The sequence below is a fragment of the Pseudomonas sp. ATCC 43928 genome (assembly GCF_005938665.2).
Classification (GTDB): Bacteria; Pseudomonadota; Gammaproteobacteria; order Pseudomonadales; family Pseudomonadaceae; genus Aquipseudomonas.
In genome coordinates this window covers 218,762-236,346 of the sequence record NZ_CP041753.1, presented here as the reverse complement: position 1 = coordinate 236,346, position 17,585 = coordinate 218,762, and the positions used below count along the sequence as shown (strand labels likewise).

18 protein-coding genes are annotated in these 17,585 nt (G+C 56.9%); 15 read left to right on the top strand and 3 right to left on the bottom strand.

All coding sequences use genetic code 11. The features are described 5' to 3' along the window. Nucleotides 1-5: 5 nt before the first annotated feature. From recF to dnaA, 3 genes are read right to left on the bottom strand one after another with little or no spacing between them, the layout of a single operon-like run. Nucleotides 6-1,109: a DNA replication/repair protein RecF gene (gene recF / locus FFH90_RS01070; protein WP_018927321.1), complete on the bottom strand. Its 1,104-nt coding sequence runs from the start codon at nt 1,107-1,109 to the stop codon at nt 6-8. A gap of 20 nt (nt 1,110-1,129) precedes the next feature. After that, complete coding sequence (gene dnaN / locus FFH90_RS01065; RefSeq protein ID WP_007903001.1) at nt 1,130-2,233, bottom strand: DNA polymerase III subunit beta; 1,104 nt, start codon at nt 2,231-2,233, stop codon at nt 1,130-1,132. Between the two features lie 39 nt (nt 2,234-2,272). Next, nucleotides 2,273-3,793, bottom strand: a complete 1,521-nt coding sequence (dnaA, locus tag FFH90_RS01060; RefSeq protein WP_007934322.1) for a chromosomal replication initiator protein DnaA — start codon at nt 3,791-3,793, stop codon at nt 2,273-2,275. A gap of 568 nt (nt 3,794-4,361) precedes the next feature. Here dnaA and rpmH point away from each other — a divergent pair. The 15 genes from rpmH to atpA all read left to right on the top strand — a co-directional run bounded on the left by rpmH (nt 4,362) and on the right by atpA (nt 17,555). Then, on the top strand, nt 4,362-4,496 hold the full coding sequence (gene rpmH, locus FFH90_RS01055) for a 50S ribosomal protein L34 (RefSeq protein ID WP_003213577.1): 135 nt from the start codon (nt 4,362-4,364) through the stop codon (nt 4,494-4,496). 16 nt (nt 4,497-4,512) lie between these two features. Further along, the gene (gene rnpA / locus FFH90_RS01050; RefSeq protein WP_026286513.1) at nt 4,513-4,914 is read left to right on the top strand and encodes a ribonuclease P protein component; all 402 of its coding nucleotides are present in this window, start codon (nt 4,513-4,515) and stop codon (nt 4,912-4,914) included. Then, complete coding sequence (gene yidD, locus FFH90_RS01045; RefSeq protein WP_003213574.1) at nt 4,907-5,152, top strand: membrane protein insertion efficiency factor YidD; 246 nt, start codon at nt 4,907-4,909, stop codon at nt 5,150-5,152. The genes rnpA and yidD overlap by 8 nt, the downstream gene beginning before the upstream one ends. Before the next feature lie 2 nt (nt 5,153-5,154). Beyond that, the gene (yidC, locus tag FFH90_RS01040) at nt 5,155-6,840 is read left to right on the top strand and encodes a membrane protein insertase YidC (RefSeq protein WP_019580342.1); all 1,686 of its coding nucleotides are present in this window, start codon (nt 5,155-5,157) and stop codon (nt 6,838-6,840) included. A 79-nt stretch (nt 6,841-6,919) separates the two neighbouring features. Beyond that, a complete protein-coding gene (mnmE, locus tag FFH90_RS01035; RefSeq protein WP_018927324.1) occupies nt 6,920-8,290 on the top strand; it encodes a tRNA uridine-5-carboxymethylaminomethyl(34) synthesis GTPase MnmE in 1,371 nt (456 codons plus the stop codon). Nucleotides 8,291-8,840: 550 nt separating this feature from the next. Continuing rightward, the gene (gene mnmG, locus FFH90_RS01025; protein WP_111453114.1) at nt 8,841-10,739 is read left to right on the top strand and encodes a tRNA uridine-5-carboxymethylaminomethyl(34) synthesis enzyme MnmG; all 1,899 of its coding nucleotides are present in this window, start codon (nt 8,841-8,843) and stop codon (nt 10,737-10,739) included. Next, a complete protein-coding gene (gene rsmG / locus FFH90_RS01020; RefSeq protein ID WP_007934329.1) occupies nt 10,736-11,380 on the top strand; it encodes a 16S rRNA (guanine(527)-N(7))-methyltransferase RsmG in 645 nt (214 codons plus the stop codon). Before mnmG ends, rsmG begins: the two co-directional genes overlap by 4 nt. An 18-nt stretch (nt 11,381-11,398) precedes the next feature. Continuing rightward, nucleotides 11,399-12,196: a ParA family protein gene (locus FFH90_RS01015; RefSeq protein WP_007934331.1), complete on the top strand. Its 798-nt coding sequence runs from the start codon at nt 11,399-11,401 to the stop codon at nt 12,194-12,196. A 9-nt stretch (nt 12,197-12,205) separates the two neighbouring features. Next, nucleotides 12,206-13,078, top strand: a complete 873-nt coding sequence (locus tag FFH90_RS01010) for a ParB/RepB/Spo0J family partition protein (protein WP_138866564.1) — start codon at nt 12,206-12,208, stop codon at nt 13,076-13,078. A gap of 148 nt (nt 13,079-13,226) precedes the next feature. Further along, nucleotides 13,227-13,634, top strand: coding sequence for a F0F1 ATP synthase subunit I (locus tag FFH90_RS01005; RefSeq protein ID WP_007934335.1), 408 nt, complete (start codon nt 13,227-13,229; stop codon nt 13,632-13,634). A gap of 16 nt (nt 13,635-13,650) precedes the next feature. Further along, nucleotides 13,651-14,520 (top strand): F0F1 ATP synthase subunit A, encoded by an 870-nt coding sequence (atpB, locus tag FFH90_RS01000; RefSeq protein WP_007934337.1) that lies wholly within the window; start codon nt 13,651-13,653, stop codon nt 14,518-14,520. A 133-nt stretch (nt 14,521-14,653) separates the two neighbouring features. Continuing rightward, nucleotides 14,654-14,911: a F0F1 ATP synthase subunit C gene (atpE, locus tag FFH90_RS00995; protein WP_003097235.1), complete on the top strand. Its 258-nt coding sequence runs from the start codon at nt 14,654-14,656 to the stop codon at nt 14,909-14,911. A 58-nt stretch (nt 14,912-14,969) separates the two neighbouring features. Then, entirely contained in the window at nt 14,970-15,440 is a 471-nt protein-coding gene (locus FFH90_RS00990) for a F0F1 ATP synthase subunit B (RefSeq protein ID WP_007969903.1), read from the top strand. 12 nt (nt 15,441-15,452) lie between these two features. Then, the gene (locus FFH90_RS00985) at nt 15,453-15,989 is read left to right on the top strand and encodes a F0F1 ATP synthase subunit delta (RefSeq protein ID WP_007969904.1); all 537 of its coding nucleotides are present in this window, start codon (nt 15,453-15,455) and stop codon (nt 15,987-15,989) included. Nucleotides 15,990-16,010: 21 nt separating this feature from the next. After that, nucleotides 16,011-17,555 (top strand): F0F1 ATP synthase subunit alpha, encoded by a 1,545-nt coding sequence (gene atpA / locus FFH90_RS00980; protein WP_007969905.1) that lies wholly within the window; start codon nt 16,011-16,013, stop codon nt 17,553-17,555. The last annotated feature ends 30 nt before the right edge of the window (nt 17,556-17,585 follow it).

The window sequence follows — 17,585 nt, the reverse complement described above, 5'->3', positions numbered from 1 at the left end:
TGCCTTCACTCCCGATGGTCGTGGGTCTGGGTGATACGGCCCTGTTCCACGTGGAACAAAGCGACTGGCGTTTCCGTCTGCCAGCCTTCCCTCAATAATTCGTGATCTACACAGGTGATAAAAACCTGGCAGCGTAAGTCTTCCAGCAAGCGACAAAGCGCGCGACGGTGGTGCTCGTCCAGTTCGGACGGCAAGTCATCCACCAGATAAATACACTGGCCGCGTCGGGCCTGGCTGACCAAGTGCCCTTGGGCAATCCGCAATGCACAGACCACCAACTTCTGCTGACCACGGGACAAAATGTCCGCGGCGTTATGTGCGCCTAATCGGAGACGCAAATCAGCCCGTTGTGGTCCGGCCTGGGTATGACCCATTTGCTGATCCCGCTGAAGGGATCCAGCGAGCACTGCACTCAACTCACGGTCTTTGTCCCAGCCTCGGTAATAGCTGAGCGTCAAGCCCTCAAGCTCAACCAGTTCGCTCAAGGTCTGTTCAAAGACTGGTTTCAAGGCTTTGATGTAAGCGCGGCGGTATTCATCTATTTCATCGCTGGCCTGGCACAGTTCCCTGTCCCAAACCGCTTGCGAAACGGCGTCAAGTGTACCATGCCGCAGCCAAGAGTTTCTCTGGCGCAAGGCCTTCTGCAAGCGCTGCCACGTAGACATAAATCGCGGTTCCACGTGGAACACACCCCAGTCGAGAAACTGCCGGCGAATCTTCGGCGCGCCTTCCAGCAGGCGGAAGCTGTCCGGGTTGATCAACTGCAGCGGCAGAATCTCCGCCAGTTGTGCCGCACTACGGGCGTTCTGCCCGTCGATACGTATCTGGAACTCTCCCTGACGATCGCGAGATATCCCCAATGCGCTGTGCCCACCCTCGGCCAATTCGACCTGGCCAAATACTGTGCACGCCAATTGTTCGTACTGAATAACTGGCAACAGGCGGGTGCTACGAAACGAACGGGCAAGCCCCAGCAGATGAATGGCTTCCAGAACACTGGTTTTGCCGCTGCCGTTAGCGCCGTAAAGAATGTTGATTCGGGGGGAGGGGGAGAAGGTCACCGGGTGCAGATTGCGCACCGCGGTGACCGAGACGCGACTTAAGGACATCTAGCTTCTGCTGAGCATGATTACAGACGCATCGGCATGACAACGTAAGCCGAGTCGTCGTTGTCGGACTCTTGCACCAGCGCACTGCTGTTGGAGTCGGACAGGATCAGGCGAACCTGCTCGGTGGTCATCACGCCCAATACGTCGAGCAGATAGCTCACGTTGAAGCCGATTTCCAGAGAGCCGCCGTTGTACTCAACGCCCACTTCTTCTTCCGCTTCCTCTTGCTCCGGGTTGTTCGCCTGGATCTTCAGCTGACCGTTGGCCAGCTGCAGACGGATGCCGCGGTACTTCTCGTTGGACAGAATCGCGGTACGGCTGAACGCTTCACGCAGGGCCTGGCGATCGCCGAGTACCAGCTTGTCGCCGCCTTTAGGCAGAACGCGCTCGTAGTCAGGGAATTTACCGTCAACCAGTTTCGAGGTGAAGGTGAACTCGCCGGTGGTGGCACGGATGTGGTGCTGGCCCAGCACGATGCTGACGTTGCCGTCCGGTTCGGTCAGCAGACGTGCCAGTTCCAGGATACCTTTGCGTGGCACGATGACCTGATGACGATCCGGCTGACCGATATCGGCCTGCATCGAGCACATGGCCAGACGGTGACCGTCGGTCGCCACGGCGCGGATGATCCCGGCCGAGACTTCCAGCAGCATGCCGTTGAGGTAATAACGCACGTCCTGCTGCGCCATGGCGAAGCTGGTGCGTTCGATCAGGCGACGCAGTTTGCTTTGCTCAAGGCTGCAGGTCAGCGAACCCGGGCCTTCTTCCACCGTCGGGAAGTCGTTGGCCGGCAGGGTCGACAGGGTGAAGCGGCTACGGCCGGCCTTCACCACGAGCTTCTGCTCATCGACCTTGATGTCGATCAGCGCGTCGTTTGGCAGGCTCTTGCAGATGTCCATCAGCTTGCGCGCAGGCACAGTGATGGAACCCGGGTCTGCAGGCTCTTCGAGTTGCACACGACCGACCAGCTCGACTTCCAGGTCGGTACCGGTCAGCGACAGTTGCTGGCCTTCGACAACCAGCAGCACGTTGGAAAGCACCGGCAAGGTCTGTCGGCGCTCGACGACGCCTGCGACCAGTTGCAGGGGTTTCAACAGGGCTTCGCGTTGAATGGTGAAATGCATGGTCTAGTCCCTTGCCTTAATAAGCTGCGCTGGTGTTCATCAAGTGGTCAGTGTACGCAGCAGGTTCTTGTAGTCCTCGCGGATGTCCGCGTCGGATTCCTTAAGCTCGTTGATCTTGCGGCAGGCGTGCAAAACAGTCGTGTGGTCGCGGCCGCCAAACACATCGCCGATTTCCGGCAGGCTGTGGTTGGTCAATTCCTTGGACAACGCCATAGCGACCTGACGCGGACGTGCTACCGAGCGTGAACGACGCTTGGACAGCAGGTCGGAGATCTTGATCTTGTAATACTCAGCGACGGTGCGCTGAATGTTATCCACAGAGACCAGTTTATCTTGCAACGCCAACAAGTCTTTCAGGGATTCGCGAATCAACTCGATGGTGATGTCGCGACCCATAAAGTGCGAGTGGGCGATCACGCGTTTGAGCGCGCCTTCCAGCTCACGGACGTTGGAGCGAATACGCTGGGCGATGAAGAATGCCGCGTCGTGTGGCAGATCGACTTTGGCCTGGTCGGCCTTTTTCATCAGGATCGCTACACGGGTTTCCAGCTCCGGCGGCTCGACGGCAACCGTCAGGCCCCAGCCAAAGCGGGATTTAAGGCGTTCTTCAAGGCCTTCAATTTCTTTCGGATAGCGGTCACTGGTGAGAATGACCTGCTGGCCACCTTCGAGCAGGGCGTTGAAGGTGTGGAAAAACTCTTCCTGCGAACGTTCCTTGCGAGCGAAGAACTGAATGTCATCGATCAGCAACGCATCCACCGAACGGTAGAAGCGCTTGAACTCGTTGATCGCGTTCAACTGCAGCGCCTTGACCATGTCGGCCACGAAACGCTCCGAATGCAGGTACACGACCTTGGCATTCGGGTTCTTCTTTAATAGGTGGTTACCCACAGCGTGCATCAAGTGGGTTTTACCCAAACCGACGCCACCATAAAGGAAGAGCGGGTTGTAACCGTGCTTGGGGTTGTCCGCCACCTGCCAGGCCGCAGCCCGTGCCAGTTGGTTGGACTTACCTTCGACGAAGTTCTCGAAGGTGAAAGTGCGGTTCAGGTAGCTGGTGTGCTTGAGCGCGCCTTCGACCTGCACCGTGCGCTGCTCGGAACGAACCGGGGCCTGTTGCGAACTGGCGCCGGCCATAGGGTCGAAGCTGTCGCGGGACGGCTCTTCACTGACCTCGGCAACTTTTTGCGTCGAACGCTTGGTCGGTGCCGCCGCCGGAGCAGGGGCTGGAGCGCTGACCGGTGCGGCCGCCGCCTGAGCCTGGGACGCCGCTGCGGCCAACGGGGCATTGGGTGCCGCACGTGGTGCCGAACTGCGTTTGCTGCCTATTAATAAGGAAAGCGCCGGCGCCATGCCATTGCCGTGCTCATCCAGCAGTTCAAGGACGCGGCCCAGGTACTTTTCGTTGACCCAGTCGAGAACAAAACGATTCGGTGCGTAGACACGCAACTCGTCGCCTTCGGCTTCGACCTGTAGCGGGCGGATCCAAGTGTTGAATTGTTGGGCAGGCAGCTCATCGCGCAAAAGCTCCACGCACTGCTGCCAAAGTTCCACTGACACGGATATCCCCTAAGTTGAAAGCCGGTGAGGCAAAAACAAGCGGTCATTGTAGCGGCCAGACGCCCACTTATCCACATGCAGGTTGCGCACAGGGCATGAATTATCAACGCGTTAACCCTCAAAAAGAAGACCAACGGTATGTGCATAAGCTCTGTGGATAACCGCCCATGAGGGCACTGGACAAGTGGGGGCGAAACTCGGTGGATAACCTGCCTGTGGATAACTGACCTTTCCACACACAGCTTATCCGATAGCGCAGCACAGGCTGATCACCGTTTTCCACTGTAGTTGTCATTCTCTGTACATCACGGTTTTTAAGGGCTTAAGGCAGTTATCCACAGATGATCGCGTGCCTAGCTTTTACAAGCTTTACAGAAAAGCTTTAAATAATTCCCTTCTTTATTTCTATATCTAGCGAACGACCTGCGGACGAGCAAATCCTCTGGAGATCTATTTATAAGGAAACGTTGGTTGGAAATTGACCTAGAGGCTTGCTTTCTCTAGAATCCCCGGTCTCTTAAAACGGGGGCCATTCCGGCCCGTTGTGGACGAACCAGGTAACACGACAATGAAACGTACTTTCCAACCAAGCACTATCAAACGCGCTCGTACCCACGGTTTCCGTGCTCGCATGGCTACCAAGAACGGTCGTGCCGTCCTGTCGCGTCGTCGCGCCAAAGGTCGTGCGCGTCTGGCAGTTTGATAATCCGGCACTGGAGGTGAGTCAGGACTTCAGTCGGGATAAGCGTCTGCTTACTCCCCGGCATTTCAAGGCAGTCTTTGACTCCCCTACCGGCAAGGTTCCGGGGAAAAATCTCCTGCTCCTTGCGCGCAATAACGATCTTGATCACCCCCGTCTCGGGCTGGTTATCGGGAAAAAGAGCGTAAAGCTCTCCGTCGAGCGCAATCGCCTCAAACGTCTGATGCGCGAATCGTTTCGCCTGAACCAGGATTCACTGGTCGGTTGGGACATTGTTATCGTCGCGCGCAAAGGTTTGGGTGACGTAGAAAACCCCGAATTGATTCAGCATTTCGGCAAACTCTGGAAACGTCTGGCACGCAGCAAGCCGGTACCAGCGGTCAAAGCCGAAACTGTAGGGGTAGACAGTCCCGATGCGTAAACTGGCACTCGTTCCGATCCAGTTTTATCGCTATGCCATTAGTCCCCTGATGGCCAATCACTGTCGTTTCTACCCCAGTTGTTCCTGCTACGCGTTAGAAGCCATAGAAAATCATGGCCTTCTGCGCGGTGGCTGGCTGACCTTTCGTCGTTTAGGTCGCTGTCATCCGTGGAATCCCGGTGGTTATGACCCGGTTCCACCTATCCCTACCTCCCGTTCTTCTTCGATGGCCGAGTAATCATGGATATCAAACGCACGATCCTGATCGTCGCCCTGGCAATCGTGTCCTACGTTATGGTTCTTAAATGGAACCAGGACTATGGCCAGGCTGCCCTGCCGACTCAGAATGTTGCTTCCAGTACTACCGCACCGGGTCTACCGGATACGGCGACTGGCAATAATGCTTCCGCCAGTGACGACATCCCGCGCGCCGCAAGCGATACCAGTGCAACTGCACCTGCTGAAACGCCAGTGGCTGCAAGCAAAGACCTCATCCAGATCAAAACGGATGTGCTCAACCTGGCCATCGATCCACAAGGTGGCGATGTTGCCCAGTTGACGCTGCCGCTGTATCCACGTCGCCAGGACCATCCGGAAATTCCATTCCAGTTGTTCGATAACGGCAACGAGCGGACTTATCTGGCTCAGAGCGGCCTGATCGGCACCAACGGTCCGGACGCAAGTCCTGCCGGTCGTCCGGTTTACTCCTCCGAGAAGAAGATTTATCAACTGGCTGACGGTCAGGACCAATTGGTCGTAGACCTGAAGTTCAGCAAGGACGGCGTCAACTACATCAAGCGTTTCACCCTGAAACGTGGCCTGTATGACGTAACCGTTTCCTACCTGATCGACAACCAGAGCGCTCAGCCCTGGTCCGGTGCAATGTTCGCGCAACTGAAGCGTGACGCCAGTTCCGATCCTTCTTCCAGCACTGCCACCGGCACCGCGACTTACCTGGGCGCCGCCCTGTGGACAAGTAACGAGCCGTACAAGAAAGTGTCGATGAAGGACATGGACAAGGCTCAGCTGAAAGAAACCGTCAGCGGTGGCTGGGTTGCCTGGTTGCAGCACTATTTCGTGACCGCATGGATTCCGGCCAAGGGCGAAAACAACGTCGTCCAGACCCGTAAAGACAGCAAAGGCAACTACATCATCGGCTACACCGGTCCTTCTCTGACCGCAGCGCCAGGTGCCAAAGTTGAAACCAGCGCCGTTCTGTACGCAGGTCCAAAAAGCCAGGCTGTGCTGAAACAGTTATCCCCAGGTCTGGAACTGACCGTCGACTACGGCATTCTGTGGTTCATTGCCCAGCCAATCTTCTGGTTGCTGCAACATATCCACGCACTGGTTGGTAACTGGGGCTTCTCGATCATCTTCCTGACCATGCTGATCAAGGGGATTTTCTTCCCGCTGTCGGCCGCCAGCTACAAATCCATGGCGCGCATGCGTGCAGTGGCACCGAAACTGGCCGCGCTGAAAGAGCAACATGGCGAAGACCGGCAGAAAATGTCGCAAGCCATGATGGAGCTGTACAAGAAAGAGAAGATCAATCCACTGGGTGGCTGCTTGCCAATCCTGGTGCAGATGCCGGTTTTCCTTTCGCTGTACTGGGTTCTGCTGGAAAGCGTGGAAATGCGCCAGGCGCCATTCATGCTGTGGATTACTGACCTGTCGATCAAGGATCCGTTCTTCATTCTGCCGATCATCATGGGTGCAACCATGTTCATCCAGCAGCAGTTGAACCCGACGCCTCCGGATCCGATGCAGGCCAAGGTGATGAAGCTGATGCCAATCATCTTCACCTTCTTCTTCCTGTGGTTCCCGGCCGGTCTGGTACTGTACTGGGTAGTGAACAACTGCCTGTCGATCGCCCAACAGTGGTACATCACGCGTAAGATCGAAGCAGCTACCAAAGCAACTGCCTGATTTACACTGTGGATAACCACTCAAAACGCCCCCTAGTGGGGCGTTTTGCTATCTGTCACTTTTGTCTGGATACCGGTTTATGAGCGTTCCTCGTGAAACCATCGCTGCCGTTGCCACCGCTCAAGGTCGCGGCGGTGTGGGCATCGTCCGTATTTCCGGGCCGCTGGCGAGTGTGGCGGCCAAAGCCATCAGCGGCCGCGAGCTGAAACCGCGGTTCGCCCATTACGGCCCGTTCCTCAGTGAAAACGAAGAGGTGCTGGACGAAGGCATCGCACTGTATTTCCCGGGACCGAATTCGTTCACCGGCGAAGATGTGCTGGAGCTGCAGGGCCACGGCGGACCAATCGTCCTGGATATGTTGCTCAAACGCTGCCTTGAACTGGGCTGCCGTCTGGCCCGACCGGGTGAATTCAGCGAGCGCGCCTTCCTCAATGACAAGCTTGATCTGGCTCAGGCCGAAGCCATTGCCGACCTGATCGAGGCGAGTTCTGCACAGGCAGCACGAAATGCCCTGCGTTCGTTGCAAGGGGCGTTTTCCCAACGTGTGCATAACCTTACTGAGCAATTGATAGGCCTGCGCATTTACGTCGAAGCGGCTATCGACTTCCCCGAAGAAGAAATCGACTTCCTCGCCGATGGCCACGTTCTGAGCATGCTGGACAAAGTGCGCGACGAATTATCCACAGTGCTTCGGGAAGCCGGGCAGGGGGCCTTGCTGCGTGACGGCATGACGGTAGTCATCGCCGGTCGGCCGAATGCCGGCAAGTCCAGCCTTCTGAATGCCCTGGCCGGACGTGAAGCCGCGATCGTGACCGAGATTGCCGGCACGACCCGGGACATTCTTCGCGAACATATCCACATCGATGGCATGCCGTTGCATGTGGTCGACACTGCCGGGCTGCGGGATACCGACGATCAGGTCGAGAAAATCGGCGTCGAACGAGCATTGAAAGCCATCGGCGAGGCGGATCGGGTATTGCTGGTGGTCGATGCCACGGCTCCCGAGGCCCTTGATCCATTTGCCTTGTGGCCTGAATTCCTCGAAACCCGCCCGGATCCGGCAAAAGTGACGCTGATTCGTAACAAGGCAGACCTGACGGGCGAAGCAATTGCCCTGGAAGTCAGTAACGATGGCCACGTCACGATCAGCCTCAGTGCCAGGTCCGCCGGCGAAGGCCTGGAGTTGTTGCGCGAGCATCTCAAGGCCTGCATGGGTTACGAGCAGACCTCTGAAAGCAGCTTCAGTGCTCGCAGGCGTCACCTGGAGGCACTGCGTCACGCGAGTGCGTCCCTCGAACATGGCCGCGCGCAGCTGACGTTAGCGGGTGCCGGTGAACTGCTGGCCGAAGATTTGCGGCAAGCCCAGCAGTCTTTGGGCGAAATCACCGGGGCATTCAGCTCCGATGATCTGCTGGGCAGGATCTTCTCCAGCTTCTGCATCGGTAAATAGTCCTTCTGCGTTACCCACAGACAGGCCGTTCTGGCCTGTCTGCCCCTCTTCTTCTGAAATAGTCCTCCGCTCCCGAGCAGATTTTTCTGTTCGGGCAGATTTTCCGTGGCCGGGATTTGCTCGGTCAGCCCTTTTCTGTGGATTAAGCCCTGTGAATAACTGCCGCTAAGGGCAGTTGATAACAAGGCCTCAAAACTGAAGATAACCGCCTCTGTGGATAACAGCCCCTTTCATCCACAGGCTTACACCGGTTATCCAAGGGCCTCCTCGGCACATGACCACAGGGTTTTGAATCTCTGTACACATTGAAAATAAAGGCCTGTATGAATCTATCCACAGAAAGGTGGGTCAGTAGAAATAAACATAAAAACAAAGATTTAATAAATTTCTCTCTTTTTAATTTCTATAACCCCGACTTCTCCACAGCTGGTTAAATTTTGTGCAAAGGGTTCTTTAGGAAGGGCGAAGTCCCTATACTTGCCGACCAGGTCCAAGAACCTGAGCTCAAACTATTCCGGATTACCTGACTAAAGCAGGCACGAGGTGCGTGGTGGATTTCCCTTCCCGTTTTGAAGTGATCGTCATCGGCGGCGGTCATGCCGGTACCGAGGCAGCACTTGCATCAGCACGTATGGGGGCAAAAACCCTGTTGCTGACGCATAACGTGGAAACCCTCGGTGCCATGAGCTGCAATCCCGCCATTGGTGGGATCGGTAAAAGCCATCTGGTCAAGGAAATCGATGCCCTGGGCGGCGCGATGGCCATGGCTACCGATAAAGGCGGTATTCAATTTCGCGTATTGAACAGCCGCAAAGGCCCGGCCGTGCGTGCAACTCGCGCCCAGGCAGATCGGGTGCTGTACAAGGCCGCTGTCCGCGAAGCTTTGGAAAACCAGCCGAACCTGTGGATATTTCAACAGGCCGCGGACGACCTGATCGTCGAACAGGAACAAGTGCGCGGCGTTGTCACGCAAATGGGCCTGCGTTTCTTCGCCGACTCCGTGGTGCTGACGACGGGCACCTTCCTCGGTGGACTTATCCACATCGGCATGCAGAATTATTCCGGTGGTCGCGCCGGTGATCCGCCTTCGATTGCTTTGGCACATCGTCTGCGTGAACTGCCATTGCGTGTCGGTCGCCTGAAAACCGGTACTCCGCCGCGTATCGACGGTCGGTCTGTGGATTTCTCGGTCATGACCGAGCAAGCCGGTGATACGCCGATCCCGGTCATGTCGTTCATGGGCTCCAAAGAACAGCACCCGAAACAGGTCAGCTGCTGGATCACCCACACCAACGCCCGGACCCACGAAATCATTGCCGCCAACCTCGACCGTTCGCCGATGTATTCCGATGCCGGGTTGATCGAAGGTATCGGCCCACGTTATTGCCCATCGATCGAAGACAAGATCCACCGCTTTGCCGACAAGGAAAGCCACCAGGTCTTCATCGAACCGGAAGGGTTGACCACTCACGAGCTGTACCCGAACGGGATATCCACATCCTTGCCGTTCGACGTGCAATTGCAGATCGTGCAATCGATCCGCGGCATGGAAAACGCGCACATCGTGCGTCCGGGCTACGCCATCGAGTACGACTACTTCGACCCGCGTGACCTGAAGTACAGCCTGGAAACCAAAGTCATCGCCGGTTTGTTCTTCGCCGGGCAAATCAACGGCACCACCGGCTACGAAGAAGCCGGCGCCCAGGGTTTGCTGGCTGGAGCCAACGCCGCACTGCGAGCCCAGGGCAAAGATGCCTGGTGCCCGCGTCGTGATGAAGCGTACATCGGCGTTTTGGTTGACGACCTGATTACCCTCGGTACCCAGGAACCGTATCGGATGTTCACATCCCGCGCCGAATACCGCTTGATTCTGCGCGAAGACAACGCCGACCTGCGCCTGACCGAAAAAGGTCGCGAACTGGGTCTGGTGGATGACGCGCGTTGGGCGGCTTTCTGCAAAAAACGCGAAAGCATCGATCTGGAAGAACAACGCCTGAAAAGTACCTGGGTTCGCCCGGGCACCGAGCAGGGCGATGCGATTGCCGAGAAGTTCGGCACGCCGCTGACCCACGAATACAATTTGCTCAACCTGCTGAGCCGTCCGGAAATCGACTACGCTGGTCTGATCGCCGTGACTGGCGGGGGCGCAGAAGATCCACAGGTCGCCGAACAGGTCGAAATCAAGACCAAATACGCCGGTTACATCGACCGTCAACAGGATGAAATCGCACGCCTGCGGGCCAGCGAAGACACCAAACTGCCTGTGGATATCGATTACACGAACATCTCCGGTCTCTCCAAGGAGATCCAGAGCAAGCTCGGTGCGACCCGTCCAGAGACTTTGGGCCAGGCGTCGCGTATTCCGGGCGTGACCCCAGCGGCGATTTCGCTGTTGATGATTCATTTGAAAAAACGCGGCGCGGGCCGTCAGTTGGAGCAAAGCGCTTGAGTTCGTTGGTTACCTCGCAACATGCAGAAGAGTTATCCACAGGTGCTCGCCAGCTCGGTGTCACACTGACGGAAGCCCAGCACGCTCAGCTGCTGGGTTATCTGGCCTTGTTGATCAAATGGAACAAGGCTTACAACCTGACCGCCGTGCGTGATCCGGACGAAATGGTCTCCCGTCACCTGCTCGATAGCTTGAGCGTGATGTCGTTCGTCGAAAATGGTCGCTGGCTGGACGTTGGCAGCGGCGGAGGCATGCCGGGTATTCCGTTGGCGATCCTGTTTCCTGAGTCCCAGGTGACCTGTCTGGACAGCAACGGCAAGAAAACCCGCTTCCTGACCCAGGTCAAACTCGAACTCAAACTGGATAACCTGCAAGTTATCCACAGTCGCGTCGAAGCCTTCCAGCCTGAACTGCCATTCAACGGGATCATTTCCCGGGCGTTCAGCAGCATGGAGAACTTCAGCAACTGGACTCGCCATTTGGGCGACGCCGATACACGCTGGCTGGCAATGAAGGGCGTTCATCCCGCCGATGAGCTGGTAGCATTGCCGGCAGACTTCCACCTCGATAGCGAACACGCCCTGGCCGTACCCGGTTGCCAAGGCCAACGCCATCTGCTGATACTGCGCCGCACGGCATGATTGGGAACACAAGCAAGAATGGCTAAGGTATTCGCGATAGCGAACCAAAAGGGTGGTGTGGGCAAGACCACCACCTGCATCAACCTCGCAGCTTCCCTGGTCGCTACCAAGCGTCGGGTGCTGTTGATCGATCTTGATCCACAGGGCAACGCCACCATGGGTAGCGGTGTGGATAAACACGGTCTGGAAAACTCGGTCTACGATCTGTTGATCGGTGAATGTGATCTGGCCCAGGCCATGCACTATTCCGAACACGGTGGTTACCAGTTGTTGCCGGCAAACCGCGATCTGACCGCGGCCGAAGTCGTTCTGCTGGAAATGCAGATGAAGGAAAGCCGCCTGCGCAGCGCGTTGGCGCCGATCCGTGAAAACTACGATTACATTTTGATCGACTGCCCGCCATCGCTGTCGATGCTCACGCTCAATGCGCTGGTTGCCGCCGACGGGGTCATTATCCCCATGCAGTGCGAGTACTTCGCGCTCGAAGGGTTGAGCGACCTTGTGGATAACATCAAGCGCATTGCCGAACTGCTGAACCCGAACCTGAAAGTCGAAGGCCTGTTGCGGACCATGTACGACCCGCGCCTGAGCCTGATGAACGACGTCTCGGCGCAGCTCAAGGAACACTTTGGCGATCAGCTCTACGACACCGTGATTCCGCGCAACATCCGTCTGGCCGAAGCGCCAAGCTATGGCATGCCGGCGCTGGCGTACGATAAATCATCGCGCGGCGCGATTGCCTATCTGGCATTGGCCGGTGAGATGGTTCGCCGTCAACGCAAAAATTCACGCACCGCCGCTGCCCAGGCAACTTAAGGAATCCCCATGGCCGTCAAGAAACGAGGTCTCGGACGTGGACTGGATGCACTGCTGAGTGGTCCGACTGTCAGCTCGCTGGAAGAACAAGCGGTGCAAGCCGACCAGCGTGAGCTGCAGCACCTGCCCCTGGACCTGATCCAGCGTGGCAAGTACCAGCCGCGTCGCGACATGGATACTCAGGCGCTGGAAGAGCTGGCGCAGTCGATCAAGGCTCAGGGCGTGATGCAGCCGATCGTGGTTCGCCCGATTGGCAGCGGTCGCTTCGAAATCATCGCCGGCGAACGCCGCTGGCGCGCCAGCCAGCAGGCTGGCCAGGAAACCATCCCGGCGATGGTCCGCGATGTGCCGGATGAAACCGCCATCGCCATGGCGTTGATCGAGAATATCCAGCGCGAAGACCTCAATCCGATCGAAGAAGCGGTGGCCTTGCAGCGTTTGCAGCAGGAATTCCAGCTGACTCAGCAACAAGTGGCCGAGGCTGTGGGTAAGTCCCGCGTCACCGTAGCCAACCTGTTGCGCCTGATTTCGTTGCCGGAAGTCATCAAGACCATGCTGTCTCACGGCGACCTGGAAATGGGTCATGCCCGTGCCTTGCTGGGTTTACCGGAAAACCAACAGGTTGAAGGGGCGCGACATGTTGTCGCACGGGGGCTCACTGTGCGCCAGACTGAAGCACTGGTTCGCCAGTGGTTGAGTGGCAAACCGGAGCCTGTGGAACCGGCAAAACCGGACCCGGATATCGTCCGGCTCGAGCAGCGCCTGGCCGAGCGCCTAGGCTCTGCGGTGCAGATCCGCCACGGAAAGAAGGGTAAGGGGCAGTTGGTGATCGGCTACAACTCTCTTGATGAACTTCAAGGTGTGCTCGCACACATCCGCTGAAACAATTCCTCTTGTAGCGTGAAGTCGGAAATCACTACCTGACAGTTGAATAGGGGCAGAACCGCCCCTATACTCTGCGCGCATTTTGTCGGCACAAATTATGCCAAGTTATTGAATTTCGGCAGCCGACCATTGGGGAGCAAAAGTGATGGAAAACCGCACGCCAGACCGCTTGCCTTTCCATCGATTGGCTGTTTTTCCGGTGTTAATGGCTCAACTTGTCGTTTTGCTGATTGCCGCTTTGGCGCTCTGGCGATGGTATGGAGTCGTTGCCGGGTACTCAGGACTTTGCGGAGGCCTGATAGCCTTGCTTCCCAATATTTATTTCGCTCACAGGGCATTTCGGTTTTCCGGCGCCCGAGCAGCTCAAGCCATCGTCCGGTCTTTTTATGCCGGCGAGGCGGGCAAACTGATTTTGACGGCAGTGCTGTTTGCATTGACGTTTGCAGGTGTGAAGCCATTGGCGCCGTTAGCAGTATTCGGCGTCTTCGTGCTGACCCAACTGGTCAGCTGGTTCGCTCCCCTGCTTATGAGAACAAGACTTTCGAGACCTTAGGGCGTTTGAGGCAACCATGGCAGAAACAACCGCTTCGGGCTATATCCAGCACCACTTGCAGAACCTGACCTTCGGTCAGCTACCCAACGGCGGCTGGGGCTTTGCCCACTCCGCAGCAGAAGCCAAGGAAATGGGCTTCTGGGCTTTCCACGTCGATACCCTCGGCTGGTCGGTCGCGTTGGGTCTGATCTTCGTTCTTCTTTTCCGCATGGCGGCAAAGAAGGCGACTACAGGTGTACCTGGTGCTTTGCAGAACTTCGTTGAAGTATTGGTCGAATTCGTCGATGGCAGCGTGAAAGACAGCTTCCATGGCCGTAGTCCAGTGGTTGCACCGCTGGCACTGACCATCTTCGTCTGGGTCTTCCTGATGAACGCCATCGACCTGGTACCGGTTGACTGGATTCCTCAGCTGGCCATCCTGATCTCCGGCGACCACCACATCCCGTTCCGCGCCGTGTCGACCACCGACCCGAACGCTACCTTGGCCATGGCCTTCACGGTGTTTGCGCTGATCATTTTCTACAGCATCAAGATCAAGGGCCTCGGCGGCTTCATCGGCGAGCTGACCCTGCACCCGTTCGGTAGCAAGAACATCTTTGTTCAGGCGCTGCTGATTCCGGTGAACTTCCTGCTGGAATTCGTGACCCTGATCGCCAAGCCGATCTCCCTGGCTCTGCGTCTGTTCGGCAACATGTATGCCGGTGAGCTGGTGTTCATTCTGATCGCTGTGATGTTCGGCAGCGGTCTGCTCTGGCTGAGCGGCCTGGGCGTAGTTCTGCAGTGGGCGTGGGCTGTGTTCCACATCCTGATCATCACCCTGCAGGCATTTATCTTCATGATGCTGACCATCGTCTACCTGTCGATGGCGCACGAAGAAAACCATTAAGACCAGTCTCGACTGGTCTGATGTCCCACCCGGTCAAACGGGTGGGTGCCCTAACAGGGCTATGAAACGATTTGTTTTACCGCTTTAAAATCTAAAAAACCTAAACCATACGACGTAAAAGTCGGGAGGAAAGATGGAAACTGTAGTTGGTCTAACCGCTATCGCTGTTGCACTGTTGATCGGCCTGGGCGCACTGGGTACCGCAATTGGTTTCGGCCTGCTGGGCGGCAAGTTCCTGGAAGGCGCAGCGCGTCAGCCAGAAATGGTTCCAATGCTGCAAGTTAAAATGTTCATCGTTGCCGGTCTGCTCGACGCCGTAACCATGATCGGTGTTGGTATCGCTCTGTTCTTCACCTTTGCGAACCCGTTCGTTGGTCAAATCGCTGGCTAATTACTCGGATCTTCCGGGTAATTTGGTGTGATGGACAACGTAACTGCGAGGTGTTGGCGTGAACATTAATGCGACCCTGATTGGCCAGTCCGTTGCGTTCCTGATTTTTGTACTGTTCTGCATGAAGTTCGTATGGCCTCCGGTCATCACGGCTCTGCACGAACGTCAAAAGAAGATCGCTGATGGTCTGGACGCTGCCAGCCGAGCAGCTCGCGACCTGGAGTTGGCCCAAGAGAAAGCGGGTCAGCAACTGCGCGAAGCGAAAGCTCAGGCAGCTGAAATCATCGAGCAAGCCAAGAAACGCGGTACCCAGATTGTCGACGAAGCCCGTGAACAGGCTCGCGTCGAAGCTGACCGTGTGAAGGCTCAGGCTCAGGCCGAGATCGAACAGGAACTGAACAGCGTCAAAGACGCGCTGCGCGCCCAAGTGGGTAGCCTGGCCGTTGGCGGTGCTTCGAAGATCCTGGGCAAAGCAATCGATCAAAACGCGCACGCAGAGCTGGTTAACCAACTGGCTGCTGAAATCTAAGCGAGGGCGATCATGGCAGAACTGACCACGTTGGCCCGACCTTACGCTAAGGCGGCCTTCGAGCACGCTCAGGCCCACCAGCAACTGGCCAATTGGTCAGCCATGCTCGGCCTGGCAGCAGCGGTGTCGCAAGACGACACCATGCAGCGCGTGCTCAAGGCCCCGCGACTGACGAGCGCAGAAAAGGCCGCCACGTTCATTGACGTGTGCGGCGACAAGTTTGATGTCAAGGCACAGAACTTCATTCACGTCGTTGCCGAAAACGACCGTCTCCCGCTTCTGCCGGAGATCGCCGCTCTGTTTGACCTGTACAAGGCCGAACAAGAGAAATCGGTAGACGTTGAAGTGACCAGTGCTTTTGCATTGAACCAAGAACAGCAAGACAAACTCGCCAAGGTTCTCAGTGCACGACTCAACCGGGAAGTGCGCCTGCAAGTCGAGGAAGACTCATCCCTTATTGGTGGTGTTGTCATCCGCGCCGGCGACCTGGTTATCGATGGCTCGATTCGCGGCAAAATCGCGAAACTTGCCGAAGCATTGAAATCTTGAGTTTGAAGGGGCAGCAGAGCAATGCAGCAACTCAATCCTTCCGAAATAAGTGAAATTATCAAGGGCCGCATCGACAAGCTCGATGTGACCTCCCAAGCCCGTAACGAAGGCACTGTCGTCAGCGTATCTGACGGTATCGTGCGGATTCACGGTCTGGCCGACGTTATGTACGGCGAGATGATCGAGTTTCCGGGCGGCGTCTTCGGTATGGCTCTCAACCTGGAGCAAGACTCTGTAGGTGCCGTTGTATTGGGCGCATACCAGACTCTGGCTGAAGGCATGAGCGCCAAGTGCACCGGCCGCATCCTCGAAGTTCCGGTTGGTAAGGAACTGCTGGGTCGCGTTGTCGACGCACTGGGTAACCCAGTTGACGGCAAAGGTCCGCTGAACAACACCGAGACCGACGCGGTCGAGAAAGTTGCTCCAGGCGTGATCTGGCGTAAGTCGGTAGACCAGCCTGTACAGACTGGCTACAAGGCTGTCGATGCCATGATCCCTGTCGGCCGTGGCCAGCGTGAGCTGATCATCGGTGACCGTCAGATCGGTAAAACCGCTCTGGCGATCGACGCGATCATCAACCAGAAAGACAGCGGCATTTTCTGCGTCTACGTAGCCATCGGTCAGAAGCAATCGACCATCGCCAACGTAGTTCGCAAGCTGGAAGAAAACGGTGCGCTGGCTAACACCATCATCGTTGCAGCGAGCGCTTCGGAATCTGCAGCACTGCAGTTCCTGGCACCGTACTCCGGTTGCACCATGGGCGAATACTTCCGCGACCGCGGTGAAGACGCGCTGATCGTTTATGACGATCTGTCCAAGCAAGCAGTGGCTTACCGCCAGATTTCCCTGCTGCTGCGCCGTCCACCAGGCCGTGAAGCTTACCCAGGCGACGTGTTCTATCTCCACTCCCGTCTGCTGGAGCGCGCATCCCGCGTTTCGGAAGAATACGTAGAGAAGTTCACCAACGGCGCAGTGACCGGCAAAACCGGTTCCCTGACCGCACTGCCGATCATCGAAACCCAGGCTGGCGACGTTTCCGCGTTCGTTCCGACCAACGTGATTTCCATCACCGACGGTCAGATCTTCCTGGAATCGGCCATGTTCAACTCGGGCATCCGTCCTGCAGTGAACGCCGGTGTTTCGGTATCCCGTGTGGGTGGTGCCGCTCAGACCAAGATCATCAAGAAGCTGTCCGGTGGTATCCGTACCGCTCTGGCTCAGTACCGTGAACTGGCGGCATTCGCCCAGTTCGCTTCTGACCTGGACGAAGCGACCCGTAAGCAACTTGAGCATGGTCAGCGCGTTACCGAGCTGATGAAGCAGAAGCAATACGCGCCAATGTCGATCGCCGACATGTCGCTGTCGCTGTATGCCGCTGAGCGTGGGTTCCTGACCGACGTTGAAATCGCCAAGATCGGCAGCTTCGAGCAAGCGCTGATTGCTTACTTCAACCGCGATCACGCCGACTTGATGGCGAAGATCAACGTGAAGGGTGACTTCAATGACGAAATCGATGGCGGCCTGAAAGCCGGTATCGAGAAGTTCAAGGCCACCCAAACCTGGTAAGCCGCAGCGGGAGCCTAGCGGCTCCCGCTT